Below are 17,430 nucleotides of genomic sequence, written 5' to 3' on the forward strand. Positions count from 1 at the left end.
GGATGATAAAAATGAAGCCGGTACAATCGGAATTAAAAAAATGGATGCAAGAGAATAAAAATTTCAAGGACAACTATATACGGATTAAGCAGGAAGTTTTAAATGATCCTGAAATAAAAGAATTTTTGTCATATCATCCTACACTACCGGAAGAAGAAATTGAGAAAAATCTTATAAAGCTGTATGAATTTAAATCCCAATCTAAGCAGTGTGATAAGTGTAAATCCTTTGAACAATGTCAAAATATGCTACAAGGCTATTCACCTGTTTTACATGTTAAGGATAATGAAATTCATCTATCGTATGAAAAGTGTCACCTTCGACTGGATTATGAAAAACAGCAGCAGCAACAGCAGTTAATTGAGAGTTTGTATATGCCAAAGGAAATACTGAATGCTGCCATAAGTGATATTGATCATGATGCTGAAAGAGGTAGTGGAATCAGGCAGTTACTCCTTTTTCTAGAACAAACGAAATCTGGACTCCCAGCAAAAGGTATATATTTTTATGGCCCTTTTGGTGTTGGAAAAACATACCTGCTTGGAGCTTTGGCAAACGCGTTAAAAGAACATAATATATCATCCATGTTAATTTATATGCCAGAGTTTGTTCGGGAAATAAAGAGTTCTATTAAAGATGATTCGATCAATGAAAAGATTAATTACTTTAAAAAAGCAGATGTGCTAATCCTCGATGATATTGGTGCCGAAACACAATCAGCCTGGTTTCGAGACGAGATACTAGGTTCTATTTTACAATATCGAATGATGGAAAAGTTACCAGTATTTTTCACATCTAACTACAGTCTGGAACAATTGGAAGAACAGCTTGGCCGATCTAATCGCGGTGGAGTTGAAACAGTGAAAGCAGGACGCATTATCGAGCGGATAAAACAAGTAAGTAAAGAAATTTCACTATCAGGAGAAAATCGTCGCGATGGTTAGAATATCATTAGACTAGCATGGAAGATTAAACTCTTTTATGCTAGTTTTTTTGTCAGTTAAGAAATCACCATCTACCATGAAAATATTTTTCATATAGCACATTTGAGGTTAGCGGACACCAGAGACCTTATTTAACACAAATACAGTCATGTAAACCAAAATACATGTAAAATAAGGGCTTTTGTGTCCGGATAACTTCGAGAATGTTACTTTTATATAGAAATAACGTCACCTGTCTCCGCTGAAATCAAGTTAGAGAGGTATTTTCATACAAAATATTTATCTCTTCTATGGCTTGCACGCCAAAGCATAAGGGGACAAACCAAGCTACTTCTTATTATCACTATCGTTTCTCAGCGACATTTGGTGGCATAAATTTAAAAAATATTTAATGCCTCTTTTCACTGGTGAAATTCGATTATAACTGTGAAGGAGAAAGGTAACTTCACGGGTACTTGCCTTCCATTGAATACTAACTTTACTAGTTTCATGGGATTATACATTTTTTCACATGTATGTCCATATAATGTAACAGTTTGGTTCTTGGTGAGGGTGATGTATTTGCTGGAAGTTTATTTTGGATCGGATAAAGAAGTGATTAGTTTTTGTGAGCATTTATTTCAGTATAACAAACAGATTGAATTGCATTGGAAAACAAGTGAGGAATGGGGGAATCATTTAATACTTGATTATCAGGTACCTGGTAATGAAACAATGGAATCCATAGCAAAATCAATGGTTGAGGTATTTGTAGCACATCGGCTGACAAATATGATAAACGGTATAATTAAAGACTATTATTATTATACAAATATGGATGAAATTGAACGCATATTGGATATTACACACTGGATATTCTCCGGTGATGATGCTGATAGTGCTAATGTCAGGAAGAACAAAGATCCAAGTCAATTGTTGCAGTCACTATTCATAGCAAACATTAAGAACACAGAAATAGTTCATTATGATTCAATTGTTAAGTTTCAATTGAAGGTGTTCAAAGACGAGCTTATTTATTTTGTTGGGCTGGCAATAGATGAATTTAAACGGGAGGAGGATCATCAGGCGTTTATTGATATGCTGCGGGAATATGTTGTTAAAAGGGAGCCGTCCTACAACACAGTCCATATACTGCAAGGGGGGCAATTTTCTTTTTATAAACCGAGTGGAAAGCGGTTTACTAAGCTTGAATTGAGAATGCTCATGCAAAAAGAGCCACTCTATATTGTAGGATTGGATGCTGACGAGCTGAACTTAGCACCATTAATTGCAATGGCACCAGAGAAAATAAAAATTTATGGTGACCATCCTTCTGAACCAAAAACATTAACTGTAATCAATGTTTTTCAGGAGAGAGTTGAATTTCAGCCTGTCAGTAGCTTCCCATTCCCATACTATTTAAAAAATAATTAGTAAAGCTTGATTTTATTGTCAATAGAAGCTATAATACGATTTATATATAATCTTAACAAAATTAAAAGTAATGATAAGGATAAAATCATTTGGTTTTTGGATAGATAAGAGAAGGAAGTCATTGGCTGAAAACTTCCATATGCATTCAGATGATTACCACCTTTAAACTCTACTATTGAAACATAAGTAAATAGTAGCGTACAGTCTGCGTTAAAGATCTATGAGCCGCAGTTAACTGCGGGAAATAGGGTGGAACCACGATGTTACCAACGCTCGTCCCTTTGCTTAAATGCAGAGGGATGGGCGTTTTTAATTTTTGACTGTTTTTCTAAGAGTTTATTGCGTATGAAAGTACTTTTACTTTCACGACTGTCAAAAAGATAACGATTGGTAGTATTTAGTGAGGCTCTTCGGCCACGCAGCTGGAATAAATACATTAAAGTATTTAATAACATTACGTCACAGTTAATATCGTACTGAATACCGAAAAGCAACAAGACCTTATTAAAAGATACTCAAATAGAATACACACAAGGAGTGTTACTAATGGCTGAAATAACGATAACTTTCCCAGATGGAGCAAACAAACAATTTCCTATAGGGACAACGGGTGAGGAGATTGCAAGTTCTATTTCGTCAGGACTAAAAAAACAATCTCTGGCGATCAAACTGGATGGTGAATTATATGATCTGAGACGTGAACTCCAGCAAGGCGGTTTAATTGAGATTGTTACATATACCAGTGACGATGGAATTGACATTATGCGCCACTCAACAGCACATTTACTGGCTCAGGCTGTTACAAGGTTATTTGATAATGTCAATTTTGGGGTAGGTCCTGTAATTGAAGAAGGATTTTATTATGATATGGATATGGAACATACGTTAACACCTGAGGATCTTCCGAAGATTGAAAAGGAAATGAAACGAATTATTGAGGAAAACCTGGAGATAGAACGAGTTGAAGTTTCACGGAATGAAGCAAAACGAATGTTCAAGGAAATTGGCGACGACCTTAAACTTGAGTTGATTGATGCAATTCCTGAGGACGAGCAAGTAACAATATATAAGCAGGGAGAGTTTTTTGATTTATGCCGTGGAATTCATGTACCCTCTACAAGTAAAATTAAAGCATTTAAACTGTTGAGTATCTCTGGAGCTTATTGGCGTGGTGACAGCAATAATCAGCAGCTGCAACGTATATATGGAACAGCTTTCCAAAAGCAAGGACAGCTTGATGAACATTTACGTATACTCGAAGAAAGAAAAGAACGTGACCATCGTAAACTTGGGAAAGAATTGGAGATCTTTACTGTCTCACAAAAGGTTGGACAGGGGCTGCCGTTATGGCTGCCAAAAGGAGCAACAATCCGCCGTACTATTGAGCGCTATATTGTTGACTTAGAAGAGCGTTTAGGTTATGACCATGTATATACCCCAGTGCTTGGAAGTGTTGATTTATACAAAACAAGTGGACACTGGGATCACTATCAGGATGACATGTTTCCAACAATGGAAATGGATAATGAGGATTTAGTACTTCGTCCAATGAATTGTCCACATCATATGATGGTTTATAAAAACCAACTATACAGCTATCGCAATCTGCCAGTCAGAATTGCTGAACTGGGTACAATGCATCGTCATGAAATGTCTGGTGCCTTGGCTGGGCTACAGCGTGTTCGTGCTATGACACTGAACGATGCACATATCTTTGCCCGTCCAGACCAGTTGAAAGCAGAATTTATTCGTGTTGTAGAACTAGTACAAAAAGTGTATGAGGATTTTGGAATCAACGATTATTATTTCCGCCTTTCTTATCGTGATCCCGAAGATAAGGAAAAGTACATTGATAATGATGAAATGTGGGAGAAAGCACAGGCTATGCTTAAAGAAACCATGGAAGAAATGAAGGTTGATTATGTAGAAGCGGAAGGCGAAGCTGCATTCTATGGCCCGAAGCTTGATGTACAAGTGAAAACAGCTTTAGGGAAAGATGAAACACTGTCCACTGTTCAGCTTGATTATCAATTACCTGAACGATTCGATTTGACGTATATAGGTGAGGATGGAAATGAACATCGCCCAGTTGTCATTCACCGTGGTGTTGTATCAACAATGGAAAGATTTGTTGCTTTCCTCATAGAAGAGTATAAAGGAGCGTTTCCAACTTGGCTGGCACCAGTACAAGTTAAAGTCATTCCGGTGTCACCTCAAGTCCATATGGATTATGCAAAAAAAGTGGAAGAAAAATTAAGATTCCAGGGTGTTCGGGTTGCAGTGGATGAACGCGATGAAAAAATTGGCTACAAGATAAGGGAAGCACAAACACAAAAAGTCCCATTTGCTTTAGTTCTGGGAGATAATGAAATTGAAGAAAATGCAGTGAACTTTCGTCGATATGGTGAGAAAGAGTCTGAGACAATTGCATACGATAAGTTTGAAACATTAATTACAGATGAAATATCAGGTAGGGAATTGCGCAGAAAGTAAAGTAACACCAGAGCAAATCTTTACCTACTGTACTCGGGCTTTATAACCTGATATAATTATGGTGAGTTATAAATATGCATATATTTCGTTATCAGCTTGTTGACAGAGTAGGAAATACATGCTATTCTATTAAAGTTGAATAAAAATTAAATGATCTGAGACAAGTAGAAGCACCCGCTTCTCACCTGATTGACGCATTCGTGCAGTTGACTGGTTTAAAAACTCTTTTAATAGACTAATGGAGAAGTGTGGGTGCAGTATTGTACCTGCACTTTTTTGCAGTTATGAAAGTATAAAGCTTTCTTAATGCATAAGTGATACGAAAGCGATCGCCATAAGGACTGGCGATAGGCCAAGTTTACTAAAATTTGCTTGTCAATATTGGATCTGTAACACAATTATTTGGAGGTGGCTGGCTATTAGCAAAGAGATGAATGTTAATGAAAAAATCCGTGCTAGAGAGGTAAGACTTATCGACTCAAATGGTGATCAGCTTGGGGTGAAATCTCGCAATGAAGCGTTAGATATCGCTCAAACCAGGAATCTTGATTTGGTTCTTGTTGCACCAAATGCAAAACCACCAGTTTGTCGAATCATGGATTTTGGTAAATATCGTTTCGAACAGCAAAAGAAAGAAAAAGAAGCACGTAAGAAACAAAAAATTATCAATGTTAAAGAAGTGCGCTTTACTCCTGGAATTGGAGAGCATGATTTTAACACCAAGTTAAAAAATGCTAGAAAATTCCTTGAAAAGGGTGACAAGGTAAAAGCATCTGTTCGCTTCCGTGGACGTGCGATTACACACAAAGAACTTGGTCGGGAAGTTCTTGACCGCTTTGCGGAAGAAGTAAAAGATATTGCTACAATTGAATCCAAACCCAAAATGGAAGGTCGTAGCATGTTCATGATGCTTGCTCCAGTAAACGAAAAATAACAACTCAAGGAGGAACTTAACATGCCTAAAATGAAAACCCATAAAGGTTCTCAAAAACGTTTCAGCAAAACCGGTTCAGGAAAGCTAAAACGTTCACACGCTTATACAAGCCATATGTTCGCTCATAAATCTCAAAAGCAAAAACGTAAACTACGTAAATCAACAGTTGTTTCTGCTAGTGATTTCAGACGAATTAAAACAATGCTTCCTTACAAATAAGCATTGAGACATCGGACGAGAAAAAGACATTAGACTATTTTTTATTTGTATTAGGAGGGAATTAATATGCCACGTGTAAAAGGTGGAACAGTTACGCGCAGACGTCGTAAACGCGTACTAAAACTAGCTAAAGGTTATTATGGTTCAAAGAGAGCTCTATTTAAAACAGCAAAACAACAGGTTATGAAATCAGGTCAATATGCATATCGTGACCGCAGACAGAAGAAACGTGATTTCCGTAAACTATGGATCACTCGTATTAATGCTGCTGCACGTATGAATGATATTTCATACAGTAAATTAATGCATGGTTTAAAAGTAGCTGGAATTGATGTTAATCGTAAAATGCTGTCAGATATTGCAATCAATGACGAAAAAGGTTTTGCAGAATTGGCTGAAAAAGCTAAAGCAGCTGCTAAATAACAGTACTAAACGCCAAATCCAGATGAACTGGGTTTGGTGTTTTTATATAGAGGTGAAAAAATGAATGAATTAAATATGATTATCCTATTTCTTATTGGTGTTAATGCGATAGCTTTTATTTTAATGGGAATAGATAAAAAGAAGGCGATAAGACATAAATATCGGATACCTGAACGTACGTTTTGGGGACTTGCGATTTTAGGTGGAGCAATTGGGGCGTTATTAGGGATGAAGCGTTATCGGCATAAAACGAAGCATCGCTTATTTGTTATAGGAATGCCAACGTTGATTGTCATTCATATCATTCTCTTTGTGTATTTAACATATTAGATGTCATAAAGGCTCGTCTATTGTCATATACATGTACTAATATGATTACCAAGTGCACGCTCTAATGAAGGAGGTTGGGTATGGAGCTGTTTGGCAATTATTTACTGGCATTTATTGAGACGGGTGGATTGTTTGCTCCGATATTATTTATAGGTTGTCATTTATTAAGGCCATTATTTTTTCTTCCAGTTGTGTTTATATGTATCTCAGGAGGAATACTTTTTGGAGCACTTGCAGGAACTCTGTACTCAGTTATCGGTATTACGTTGTCGAGTGTCATTTTTTACGGCGTAATTCGATGGATGCCAAAAACATTTAGTAGGCTGGTAAATCTGAAACGAAAAATAATTGGCAGTAACTCCAAACTTACCACATCCCAAATTGCCATACTGCGACTCGTTCCTTTCATCCACTTTCATCTGTTATCCTTATGCTTAATAGAAATTTCTGCAAACTTTAAGGATTACACCAGGTCATCACTATTTTCAAACATTCCGTTAGCCTTCGTTTATACATCTGTTGGCAAATGGATATCCAGTTTATCCCCAATGTATATCTTCGTATTCTTAGTCGCATTGCTTCCACTAATTTACATTTTAAGGAGGAAAGAGATTATCATTAAATGGAACGATTTTTTCCAGGTAAGTACACAATAAACATGATCTTTAGGTTGTTAGGTCTGTCATATAAGATATATAATGCAACATAGTGTAGAAAGGATTAAGTGCTATGAAACCGCTACGGAAATACACTTCGCGCACCTAGGGCAGCTGATGAGCCTCTTTGCTCCTACGTCGCTGCGTAGTCTCATCTAGGCCTCGCCTTAGCTCTCACAGGAGTCTACGTGTATTTCCTCCGCTGTTGACTCGAGTGGGAATCTCTATAGAATAAATGTGTGACAGCACTACACTAGTCCGGGTGAGCGGAGGGCGGTGACTCCCTCCTGCGGGAACAGCACGTGTCCGAAGACCCCGCAGAGTGGTCTGCTCGAGGAGGCTGAGGTCGTGCTCGCGGAAAGCATCCGCCCGTAGCGACCCCGGACGGCAGGACGAGAGTTTTTAGAGATTATTCTAGCAGCTACGTCGCATTTTATATCAAATACGTACCGTTAATCCAAAGTCAACTCAAGTAGTGTATATTCAGCCTTTCTTATTCCTTCAAGGTTTTTGCGGTCATTTTACCCTACGAAAGTTGAATAATAATTATATTAAAAATAGCTCACTATGCGGGGAATCTGCCGCAGTAGTGAGCTGTTTTGGATTTAAGCTATTCTGGATTTAACTTGATATAGATCCCTTTTTGCTGGAGATTATTTATACAATCATTTAAATATTCCAGATTGTGTTCTGGATATATTTTACCTGTATTTACTTGATCCCCTGTACATTTCATGGCTTCAAGGCCGGAATAGCGAGTAGTTGATTTCCCGCGATATGTTGCTTCTTCCCAAAGTGGCTGAACATTATAACTTCTTCGTTTCATTTCCTGGATTATTTTTAAATGATACTGATAAAGCATATATGGTGAATAATTGAATACGTAGTTAACTGTGGAGTGCGGCTTTCCCCATCCGTTTCCTCTTAATGCACAACATTCGCGATGCTGTCCCAGTAATTGTTGCCTGGGGAGGAGTGGGATAAGTTCTTCGTGCCATAGTCGCATAGGAAATTTCACCTTCTACTCGATAATTGTTAAGAGTAATTTATTTATGGGATGCTTCCATTCGATTTTTGCATACGGATATCGAATTAATAATTCTTTTTCAATAAAATAAAGGTCGTCTCTCCTAATGCCACCTAATTCTCCGGGGTCGCGTGCAAATACGCTGATATTAACTACTTCAAAGGAGTCCTCAGTAGTACCTAGGTATTTTTCCCCTTCAAATAAACAGTTTTTATAGACAAACTGAATATTTTTTTTACTATTAGTTGGTTCATCTACTATATAAAAATCTTCCTTAGCCTTGGCTATTTGCATTTTTCGTTCCGGGTTACGATAATATTGATATATCGTATAGACGAGGAGAACGAGCGCTATGAGAATAAGTAATCGAAATAAAATAACAATCATATCAAATCGTCTCCCTATTGAGTAATAGTATCTTGTACGTATTAGGATAGAAACAGGTTTCACTATTTATAATAATTTCGTGTTACAATCGACAAAAAGAGAAATGAGGTAATCGAAATGGACTGGTCAGCATTATACACGATGCAAAAACAATTGGACAACTATATTGAATCACAGCATGATCTAACAGGCAAAGATTTATTCAAGGAGAAGCAATTGGCGTTACTTGTGGAATTAGGGGAATTAGCGAATGAAACACGCTGCTTTAAATTCTGGAGTAAAAAACCTAGAAATGATGAAAATGTGATTTTGGAAGAATACGTTGATGGGGTACATTTCATTTTATCATTGGGATTGGAAAAAGGATATGAGTATATATCAACAAGAACAGAAAAATCTTCAACCAGTGAAACAGAACAGTTTAATCTTGTTTTTTCTGCATGTGTTTTATTTAAACAACAACCTACACGGGAAAATTATGAGTCACTCTTTGAATATTACTTGCAGTTAGGGGAACTGTTAGGTTTTGATGAAAAGGCAGTACAGGATGCGTACCTGAAAAAAAATGAAGTAAATTACGAGCGGCAAAACCAGGGGTATTAGGCTGAAAACGTTTTATTATTTCTGTTTTTACGGTTATAATGAAATAGGATAATTATGAAGGAGGAGTTTTTACATATGGCGAAATTAGACGAAACAAATACAATGTTAAAAGATCTAACAGATGCAAAAGGAATTCCAGGTAATGAAAAAGAAGTAAGAGAAGTGATGGAGAAGTATATAACACCATATGCTGATAAAATTTATACCGATAATTTGGGTAGCTTGATTGCGGAGAAGACTGGTGACTCGAACGGCCCTAAAATAATGGTTGCTGGGCATTTAGATGAAGTTGGATTTATGGTTACCCGTATCGATGATAATGGTTTTGTTTACTTTCAGACAGTTGGTGGATGGTGGAGCCAGGTAATGCTTGCCCAACGTGTTACCCTTATGACATCAAAAGGTGATGTAACAGGAGTAATTGGTTCAAAGCCACCACATATTCTTTCGGCTGAAGCACGCAAGAAACCAATTGAAATTAAGGATATGTTTATCGATATTGGAGCATCAAGTAAAGAAGAAGCGCAGAAATTTGGTGTACGTCCTGGTGATTCAGTTGTACCATATTTTGAATTTACCCAATTAAAAAATGATAAGATGCTATTAGCAAAAGCATGGGATAATAGAATTGGCTGTGCAATTGCAATTGAGGTATTAAAACAGTTAAAAGATGAAAAGCATCCTAATATTGTTTATGGAGTTGGAACGATCCAGGAAGAAGTTGGGTTACGTGGTGCGCGTACTTCTGCACACGCCATAAAACCGGATATTGGATTTGCTGTCGACGTTGGTATTGCTGGGGATACACCTGGTATTTCTGACAAAGATGCAGACAGCAAGCTTGGAGAAGGACCACAGATTCTTTTATATGATGCATCGATGATTTCCCATAAAGGTGTACGTGAATTTGTTGTTGATACAGCGGACGAAAACAATATTCCTTATCAATTTGCAACAATCGCTGGCGGAGGAACCGATTCCGGCTCCATACATTTAACAGCGAATGGAGTGCCATCTCTATCTATTACAGTGGCAACACGCTATATTCATTCACATGCTGCTATCCTGCATCGTGATGATTTTGAAAACGCAGTGAAATTGATTGTTGAAACAATTAAAAAAATGGACAACGATAAAGTGAAGGAAATAGTGTTAGGTTAAAGCTGTTTTTAGAAAACGTGGCTGATAATATTTTACCGCAAAGATGTAATAGCAAGAGACTACCTGGAATAAAGAAAAAGCTGAGGGGTATCCTCAGCTTTTTTATGCAATATAGGAATTCATTACTTTTTTTACATAGTTTTGAGTCTCGTCAAAAGGCGGAATGCCTTGATGTTTATCTACATTCCCCGGTCCTGCATTATAGGCGGCTAGAGCCAGTTCGATATTTCCATTATACCGATCAAGCATCTGACTTAAATATTTCGTTCCACCTTCGATATTCTGTTTGGGGTCATATGGATTTGTTACGCCCAGGCCTCTTGCGGTACCAGGCATTAACTGCATTAAACCTTGCGCACCAGCACCGCTTTTGGCATTTGCGTTATAGTTTGATTCAGCTTTTATAACGGAATGAATCAGGTTCGAATCTATTCCATACTTTTCAGCAGCACTGGAAATATACGAATCAAATATTACTGGTGAAGTAGCATTCTTTACCGTTAATGGGGAAGTATTTTGAAGTGGCATAAACGGCTGAGTCTGCGTATTCCCATGCATAAAGTTATTGTTATTGGTGGTTCCATTATTTATTTGCTGCTGCAATAATTGTTTGAAAGCCAGGTCAATCATAGGGGAGTTAGTTGAGTTGTTCCTGGAAGACGTTAATACTGACATTGCCTGATGTTGAATTAGTGATTGCAAACTTCGAATATCCATAATTATAATCCCCCCAAATTTATTAACATTAATTGTACATCTTTTTCCAAATTATCACAATATCCCCTATAATAGTATCGGTTCTTTCCCATAATCCTGTAATACTTGATGGTAGAAAGGGTCGTTTCCAATACAGTATATTTGTTCACATAAACTATTGATCTCGTCCATGTCATGTGATGTATAAATAATCATTTTACCGTGATTCTTTGCAAGCTCATATAAGTATGAACCAATCTCTTTGCGTGATTTTAGATCAATTCCTACGGTAGGCTCATCTAAAAGTAATAGCATTGGCTCGTGGATTAAACTTATCGCTAAATTTAACTTCCGTTTCATTCCGCCTGAGAGAGTCTTAACGGATTCGTTCCATTTTTCAAGCTTCATATCTCTGCATAGCTGTCTCAGCTCTTCTTTACTTTTATTTTTCCATGATAGTTTCTCGAAGAAAACCATATTTTCTTTAACTGTGAATTCCTCCCATAATGCAATATCCTGTGCAACAAAACCGATTTTTTTACGAAGCTGCTTTTTGTTTTTGTGATAGGCTTCATTATATAACGATATAGAACCCGAAGTTGGCTGGGATAACGTTGCCAGGATTTGCAGCATGGTTGATTTGCCTGCACCATTTTCACCTACAAGTCCAATAATTTCGCCTGGTTTAGCAGTGAGTGTAACAGAATTTAATATTTGTTTTTTTCCGTATAATTTTGATAGGGACTGGACATTAAGCATTGTATTTCTCCTTTCTAACAAGCCAAACAATCATAAAGAGAATCACCACAAGTGACCAAAGACTTACAAATTCTCCGTTCAATAACGGTAGAATTGGATTAAACAAATCGAACCACGACCAATTCGTGAATACTCCTGAGGGGAGAACAGCACCACTGCTGATGGTGACAAACAGTGTTATTCCAAATGACATCGAATAATATAAAAATGTCGTTTTAAAAAGATGTGCAAGTAGAAAGGCAGCCAGACTAATTAAAATCCGGTAAATAATTAGATTAAGAATGCTGATCCACTCGCCAAATGCAACATACAACGAAAAAACGGTGAAAAGATCAACAATAATAAACAAGACACAATAAAGTATAAAATTCTGTAATAAATATGATTTTATTGTCCAACGGGTGAATGCAAAGCGTATTCTTGTGTTCGATTGTTTTTCTTTAATTACCCAGTCAAACAATAACAACGTTGAAAGCATACTGCATATTGCCCATAACCCCCATACAGAAAACAAAGCTGTATCTTTACTTGCTTTCACGGGTGAATCATTAAACGAAAAAGCTGTATTTAGGAGATTCTCATCTTGCTCGATTTCATTACTTTTGGCGACAATCTCCTCAAACGTCCATCCTTTGCCTGCCTCATATTGCTGTTCAAGTCCTTTTACAACAAGTGCAGCTTTTGATCTCCCGGTTTCCTGCTGTACATAGGATAAAACAATTTCTTTAACTGGTGAATAGGCAAACGATAGGTCCGACCGATAGCTGGTGATTAACTTATTACGACTATTTTCAAGGATTTTCTCCTCCAAACCATCATGAATAATAAATACACTATCCAATTCATGTTTTCTTAACTTATAAAGTGCATCATCTTCAGAAAGCTCCTTTATTCTGGCAAAAGGTATCGTTTTAATTTCCTGTACCAATTCATTTGATGCCTCGGTTTCTTCTTCCAGCACGATACCAACTGGAACTTTTGTATCTTCCTGTAAAACATCAGTAACTGTTATGATTCCTAACGTTGCCAGCAGAGGGAATAAAAGCCAAAACATCAGACTTGTAAATTGTTTTTTCCAATGCATCAAACGTGTTACCAGTATACTATTCATGGATTAACACGCTCCTTCCAGACCGATAAGCCCATTAATAGGAGCGCACTTGCTGTAGTTAGAAGTACAAGTGGTACATAGTCAGCATAAAACCTGCCATTTATAATTACTTCCTGTAGCCAGTGAAAGCTTTCACTGGAGAAACTGTATGGTAGAAGTGCTTGTACATATAATGGAAAGTAGAGAGTGGGTATAATTGCTCCACTTACTAATAATGATAAAAATGTAAACAATGATTGTGCGAGCAAACGTACTTTTTGGCCACTGATCACCGTTTCCAGAATAGCTAACCCGAATAGGAACAGAATGTTATAAAGGCTTATTATAATTGCTATTCGTAAATAATCTTCACCAGACAAAGAAATTTCTATTAAGTTAGTAAATACCAATAAAGTGAGACCCGCACAGATGCATGTTACTATGAAAGTAGATAATATCTTTGCAAACACCTGTCTTATTTGAGTAACTCCATATAATCGCATCCTATCCATTAAGCGATATTCTTCATCTTTTGTAAAAAATGAATAAAATGCCAGCAGCCAGATCGTAACAATCGAAAACCAGCCTGAAAGCCCATAATAGTAAACGGGTGAATTGGTTGCGTTATTAGTAATTTTTTCCTCATCTATGATCTTGTCTTTACCTACTGTATATACTAAAAAGTTAGTGAATTGATTAAATAGCATATCCTGGCGTGTTTCATCATTTATGAATAACTGTTTTGCATAGTAGTTTATTGTAAGTATATTTGCTTGTGATGCACGTATATGCCGTGCAATACTGTCGATCAATTCTTTTACTACATAACTTTCTGTCCGTCTGTTTGGATTACCTGTAATCGTTAATGTTACTTGATTTCCATTATATAAGCTTTCTGTAAAGCCCTCAGGAAAGGTTACATAGGCACTTAGCTGATTCTCTATTTGTTCGGTTGCCTGCTTCTTTGTCAGCTGCCTAATTTGTATGTAATTGCCTAATTGTGATGATTCGTCGATCATGTCTAAAACTATTTCAGTTTCTTTTGATTTATCCAAATCGACTAATCCGACATAAATGGGTTTCTGTTCTTCGGGTGAAACAATGGAGACTGCAATGACAGCAATTAGTGATATGAGAATGATAGGAAACAGTAAAAGCAGAGGAAGTGTTAGCCACTTCCTCTGCAGTTGCTTAAAATTATTATTGGTAAATAAAAACAGATGTTTTATGAAATGCATACATCCACTTCCATTCCATTAAAAGCCATTAAGATTTCCGCCAGACCCCATTAATCCGAATATCCATTGCTGGAATTGAGGCGTTACTTCCATCTCGACGTATTGATTCAGTTCATCAATACTCATGTTTCCGATGTTCTTAACTTCCTTATCGCTATCTAATTCAACTGAATTAATAAGCTTTGCACTTTTTTCGATGTGGAGACCAATCATATCCGGTCCAATATCAGGAGTCTCTACTGAAAAGTCGTGTTCAGAAGACATTTGGTCATTGTTATAGGTAGCGTTACCAGACCAAGTTAAGCTCCCGCTATTTATAGCGTCACTATAAGAAAATACCCGTTCAAACTCTCTGTTGCCATCTTGAAATGTTCCAGTACCATTATATGATAGTTCTGTTTCATCAAATGAAAGTTTAATAGAATCAGAAACCTTATCGCTAGTTGTCTCTAAATCCCCTGTAAGTTCCATATTGTGACTGCCATTCTGATCAGTCGCTTCAAATTCGTAATCGAACGTTTGGTTTTGGTCCTGGAATAGTTGGGTTCCATTTACAGATAATGTAACCAGTTCCTCGTTTGTTGGACCAAGTTTTATAGAGAAATCCCGCTTTACGATTAATTTATCTTTCACCCAGATCGTTGATTGAATACCGTCTGGAAATTTAAAATCTTTTAAATTTTCCCGAGCATCCTTTATAGCTGTTTCAAACTCTCCAATAAATTGATCAATTTGTTTTTGGACATCAGGTGTCATGCTTGATGATGTTATACCAGCGCCAAACTTTTGAACACCAATCTGTTCACTAATAATTTCTTTTAGTCTTTCGTCGCTTTCCATTTTTTTAAGTACTGTATTCAAAAGTTCTTTTGTTTGTTTTTCGGAAAGATGCATTTTGATTTTCTGCGTATCCATAGCATTCGAGTTAACGTTAACTGTTTCATCTGTTACTTCAAATGCCTTATCAGGCAAACTTTCATACATCATTTCCAAGTACTCTTCCTGTATATATTTTTGGTCTTCTTTGCTAAGTACTCCAGTTGACCCTTCAAAAAAAGCATTGAAATCAAGTTTTTCATCTCCGGTGAATGTTTTTGGATCAACTTCTTTTAATAACTTGCCTAAATCTTCACCATTTAATTGAACTAACTCTTCAAGAAATGGCAAGCCCAGCATCACACGGTCTTCCGTCAGATAAAAATTAATATCTCCTACTTCAAGTCCACCCATGCTTGCTTTGATTTCCGATGACAAATGCTTTTTATCTTTATCCATAGCAGTAGTTAAAGTAAGTGTTGCATTATTAATAAATTGGGCTGGACCCATACCCCCGAACCCACTCATTGCATTGGGGTCATTATATTCACCGGAAAATTCCAGTGTTGTCTCTGTTGGATTTTCCTCACTTTGTTCATACCAGCTTAATTCCGGCTGATAGCGTGTTTCTGCTTTATCTGCAAGGAATTCCGCTGAGTCTTTCTCAGCTAGAAAATATTGCTGTTTGGCAGATAAATTAAGTAAGACATATGCTGCCACACTTCCGCCAACTAAAAGAACAGCAACAATTGAAATGACTATAACTTTTTTGGAACTCATAAATATTCTCCTCTCCGCCTATGTACAACTTCTTCTAATATATGTATTATTTCTAGCAGATAAGAATGTATAAATACTTTCTTACTGCATAAGTGCTACGAAGGCTTATCTATATTAAGGATTGGCGACAAGCCAACTTTTCTAATATAAGTTTACCATAAATACAGATAAATGTAGTTATTAATCAATAAAAAAACGGATGCTTGTTTGCATCCGTTTTAATCTAACTTGAAGTTGCTTGCTTTACACCTTGTTCAAGTGAGTCGATCATTTCCTGTTTGTCTTCTTCATTGGATTGGTTCCAAATCAGTTCAAATAATACCCCTAAACCAGGCAGCATTTTTTCTTCACCATCTTGAATCGCATCAACTATGGTTGCTTCTAATTGTTCCTGATTATTTGATGCAATATTGGACAATATGGCATTCCGTAAATTTAAATCCATAAAAACACCTCTCACAATTATTTTTACTATAGATAGTTTGACCGGTATAGGATAAAATATGTATGATGATAATAGAAACTTGGCCCGTTAAATGGGAATGTGTTTTGGCAGTTAAAATTAATTGGAATGGAATTGAAAAGATATGATTACCTCGGTACAAAATGAAAAAGTAAAACAATGGAATAAACTTCATAAACGTAAAGGCCGTACAAAATCAGAGACTTTTTTAATTGAAGGGTTCCATGTGGTTGAAGAAGCCCACAAAAGTGAATGGGAAATTGTTGAGATTATCGTACAGGAAGATAGACAATATCCAAATTGGTTCGAGAATTATATGGTTACCGAAGTAAGTGAAAAGGTTCTCCGGCATATAGCCAGTACGGAAACTCCACAGGGAGTATCCGCAATTATAAAAATGAAAGAACCAGAGGTAATAATTGGGGATTCGATCTTATTAATTGATTCAATTCAGGACCCAGGTAATTTGGGTACGGTCATCAGAACAGCTGATGCAGCAGGATTTGATGCTGTGATGCTGGGTGATAATACGGTTGATATGTATAATGATAAGGTTATCCGTTCTACACAGGGTTCACTATTCCATTTGCCAATTTCACATGTGAATTTAAAAGAAAAATTACCACAGTTAAAGGCAGAGGGATTTAGTGTATGGGCTTCTGCATTATCGAATGCACGTCCATTTGATAAACTTGAAGTGCCAGAAAAAACTGCCCTCATTATTGGAAATGAAGGTGCAGGAATTCAAAGTGAAATTGTTGATTTAGCTGATACCGTTGTAAAAATTCCAATATATGGTGAAGCGGAATCACTTAATGTAAGTGTTGCAGCGGGCATATTAATGTATTATATTAAGATGTAGAAGTTGCATATTTTTTAGATGTTCATTATAATTAAATAAATTTCACAATACGGCTAAGAAAGAGCTCGTAATAATTAGTAAACAGTAAAAGGGAAGAGATGTCCTGGACTGAAAACATTTCTACTGTGATAATTGT

The 17,430-nt window shown here is 36.7% G+C and carries 19 protein-coding genes and 2 other annotated features; of the genes, 11 read left to right on the top strand and 8 right to left on the bottom strand.

Annotated features, from left to right (window positions below; all coding sequences use genetic code 11):
• Nucleotides 1–11: 11 nt before the first annotated feature.
• The 8 genes from dnaI (at nt 12) to ACTWQM_RS15055 (ending at nt 7,412) form a co-directional block, all read left to right on the top strand.
• Nucleotides 12–944, top strand: a complete 933-nt coding sequence (gene dnaI, locus ACTWQM_RS15020) for a primosomal protein DnaI (protein WP_443258980.1) — start codon at nt 12–14, stop codon at nt 942–944.
• 555 nt (nt 945–1,499) lie between these two features.
• Entirely contained in the window at nt 1,500–2,357 is an 858-nt protein-coding gene (gene ytxC / locus ACTWQM_RS15025; RefSeq protein WP_443259077.1) for a putative sporulation protein YtxC, read from the top strand.
• Nucleotides 2,358–2,418: 61 nt separating this feature from the next.
• Nucleotides 2,419–2,641, top strand: a binding site (T-box leader).
• Between the two features lie 262 nt (nt 2,642–2,903).
• Nucleotides 2,904–4,850, top strand: coding sequence for a threonine--tRNA ligase (gene thrS / locus ACTWQM_RS15030; RefSeq protein ID WP_443258981.1), 1,947 nt, complete (start codon nt 2,904–2,906; stop codon nt 4,848–4,850).
• A gap of 156 nt (nt 4,851–5,006) precedes the next feature.
• Nucleotides 5,007–5,134: a sequence feature (ribosomal protein L20 leader region), on the top strand.
• A 146-nt stretch (nt 5,135–5,280) separates the two neighbouring features.
• On the top strand, nt 5,281–5,784 hold the full coding sequence (gene infC / locus ACTWQM_RS15035; RefSeq protein ID WP_443258982.1) for a translation initiation factor IF-3: 504 nt from the start codon (nt 5,281–5,283) through the stop codon (nt 5,782–5,784).
• A gap of 21 nt (nt 5,785–5,805) precedes the next feature.
• Entirely contained in the window at nt 5,806–6,003 is a 198-nt protein-coding gene (rpmI, locus tag ACTWQM_RS15040) for a 50S ribosomal protein L35 (protein WP_209479354.1), read from the top strand.
• 66 nt (nt 6,004–6,069) lie between these two features.
• Nucleotides 6,070–6,426, top strand: a complete 357-nt coding sequence (gene rplT, locus ACTWQM_RS15045; RefSeq protein WP_443258983.1) for a 50S ribosomal protein L20 — start codon at nt 6,070–6,072, stop codon at nt 6,424–6,426.
• 60 nt (nt 6,427–6,486) lie between these two features.
• Nucleotides 6,487–6,756 carry a DUF1294 domain-containing protein gene (locus ACTWQM_RS15050; RefSeq protein WP_443258984.1) on the top strand — a complete coding sequence of 90 codons (270 nt, stop codon included), beginning with the start codon at nt 6,487–6,489 and terminating at the stop codon, nt 6,754–6,756.
• An 80-nt stretch (nt 6,757–6,836) separates the two neighbouring features.
• Nucleotides 6,837–7,412 carry a TVP38/TMEM64 family protein gene (locus ACTWQM_RS15055; RefSeq protein WP_443258985.1) on the top strand — a complete coding sequence of 192 codons (576 nt, stop codon included), beginning with the start codon at nt 6,837–6,839 and terminating at the stop codon, nt 7,410–7,412.
• A gap of 610 nt (nt 7,413–8,022) precedes the next feature.
• Here the strand turns inward: ACTWQM_RS15055 and ACTWQM_RS15060 are convergent.
• Both ACTWQM_RS15060 and ACTWQM_RS15065 read right to left on the bottom strand, forming a co-directional pair.
• Entirely contained in the window at nt 8,023–8,418 is a 396-nt protein-coding gene (locus ACTWQM_RS15060) for a TIGR02328 family protein (RefSeq protein WP_443258986.1), read from the bottom strand.
• A gap of 15 nt (nt 8,419–8,433) precedes the next feature.
• Nucleotides 8,434–8,826, bottom strand: coding sequence for a sigma-w pathway protein ysdB (locus ACTWQM_RS15065; protein ID WP_443258987.1), 393 nt, complete (start codon nt 8,824–8,826; stop codon nt 8,434–8,436).
• 117 nt (nt 8,827–8,943) lie between these two features.
• On the opposite strand from ACTWQM_RS15065, the gene ACTWQM_RS15070 reads away from it, so the two are divergent.
• On the top strand, nt 8,944–9,429 hold the full coding sequence (locus ACTWQM_RS15070; protein WP_443258988.1) for a dUTP diphosphatase: 486 nt from the start codon (nt 8,944–8,946) through the stop codon (nt 9,427–9,429).
• A 75-nt stretch (nt 9,430–9,504) separates the two neighbouring features.
• Nucleotides 9,505–10,590, top strand: coding sequence for a M42 family metallopeptidase (locus tag ACTWQM_RS15075; RefSeq protein ID WP_443258989.1), 1,086 nt, complete (start codon nt 9,505–9,507; stop codon nt 10,588–10,590).
• A 102-nt stretch (nt 10,591–10,692) separates the two neighbouring features.
• On the opposite strand, the gene ACTWQM_RS15080 is transcribed toward ACTWQM_RS15075, so the two are convergent.
• The 6 genes from ACTWQM_RS15080 to sspI all read right to left on the bottom strand — a co-directional run bounded on the left by ACTWQM_RS15080 (nt 10,693) and on the right by sspI (nt 16,414).
• Nucleotides 10,693–11,307, bottom strand: coding sequence for a lytic transglycosylase domain-containing protein (locus ACTWQM_RS15080; RefSeq protein ID WP_443258990.1), 615 nt, complete (start codon nt 11,305–11,307; stop codon nt 10,693–10,695).
• Nucleotides 11,308–11,373: 66 nt separating this feature from the next.
• Nucleotides 11,374–12,045, bottom strand: a complete 672-nt coding sequence (locus tag ACTWQM_RS15085; RefSeq protein ID WP_443258991.1) for an ABC transporter ATP-binding protein — start codon at nt 12,043–12,045, stop codon at nt 11,374–11,376.
• The gene (locus ACTWQM_RS15090; RefSeq protein WP_443258992.1) at nt 12,038–13,156 is read right to left on the bottom strand and encodes an ABC transporter permease; all 1,119 of its coding nucleotides are present in this window, start codon (nt 13,154–13,156) and stop codon (nt 12,038–12,040) included. The genes ACTWQM_RS15085 and ACTWQM_RS15090 overlap by 8 nt, the downstream gene beginning before the upstream one ends.
• Nucleotides 13,153–14,373: an ABC transporter permease gene (locus ACTWQM_RS15095; RefSeq protein ID WP_443258993.1), complete on the bottom strand. Its 1,221-nt coding sequence runs from the start codon at nt 14,371–14,373 to the stop codon at nt 13,153–13,155. Before ACTWQM_RS15095 ends, ACTWQM_RS15090 begins: the two co-directional genes overlap by 4 nt.
• Before the next feature lie 18 nt (nt 14,374–14,391).
• Entirely contained in the window at nt 14,392–15,969 is a 1,578-nt protein-coding gene (locus tag ACTWQM_RS15100; protein ID WP_443258994.1) for a hypothetical protein, read from the bottom strand.
• A 223-nt stretch (nt 15,970–16,192) separates the two neighbouring features.
• Entirely contained in the window at nt 16,193–16,414 is a 222-nt protein-coding gene (gene sspI / locus ACTWQM_RS15105; protein ID WP_443258995.1) for a small acid-soluble spore protein SspI, read from the bottom strand.
• Nucleotides 16,415–16,556: 142 nt separating this feature from the next.
• On the opposite strand from sspI, the gene ACTWQM_RS15110 reads away from it, so the two are divergent.
• Nucleotides 16,557–17,294 carry a TrmH family RNA methyltransferase gene (locus tag ACTWQM_RS15110; protein ID WP_443258996.1) on the top strand — a complete coding sequence of 246 codons (738 nt, stop codon included), beginning with the start codon at nt 16,557–16,559 and terminating at the stop codon, nt 17,292–17,294.
• Nucleotides 17,295–17,430: the final 136 nt, after the last annotated feature.

The organism is Virgibacillus sp. L01, from assembly GCF_052246775.1.
Classification (GTDB): domain Bacteria; phylum Bacillota; class Bacilli; order Bacillales; family Amphibacillaceae; genus Lentibacillus.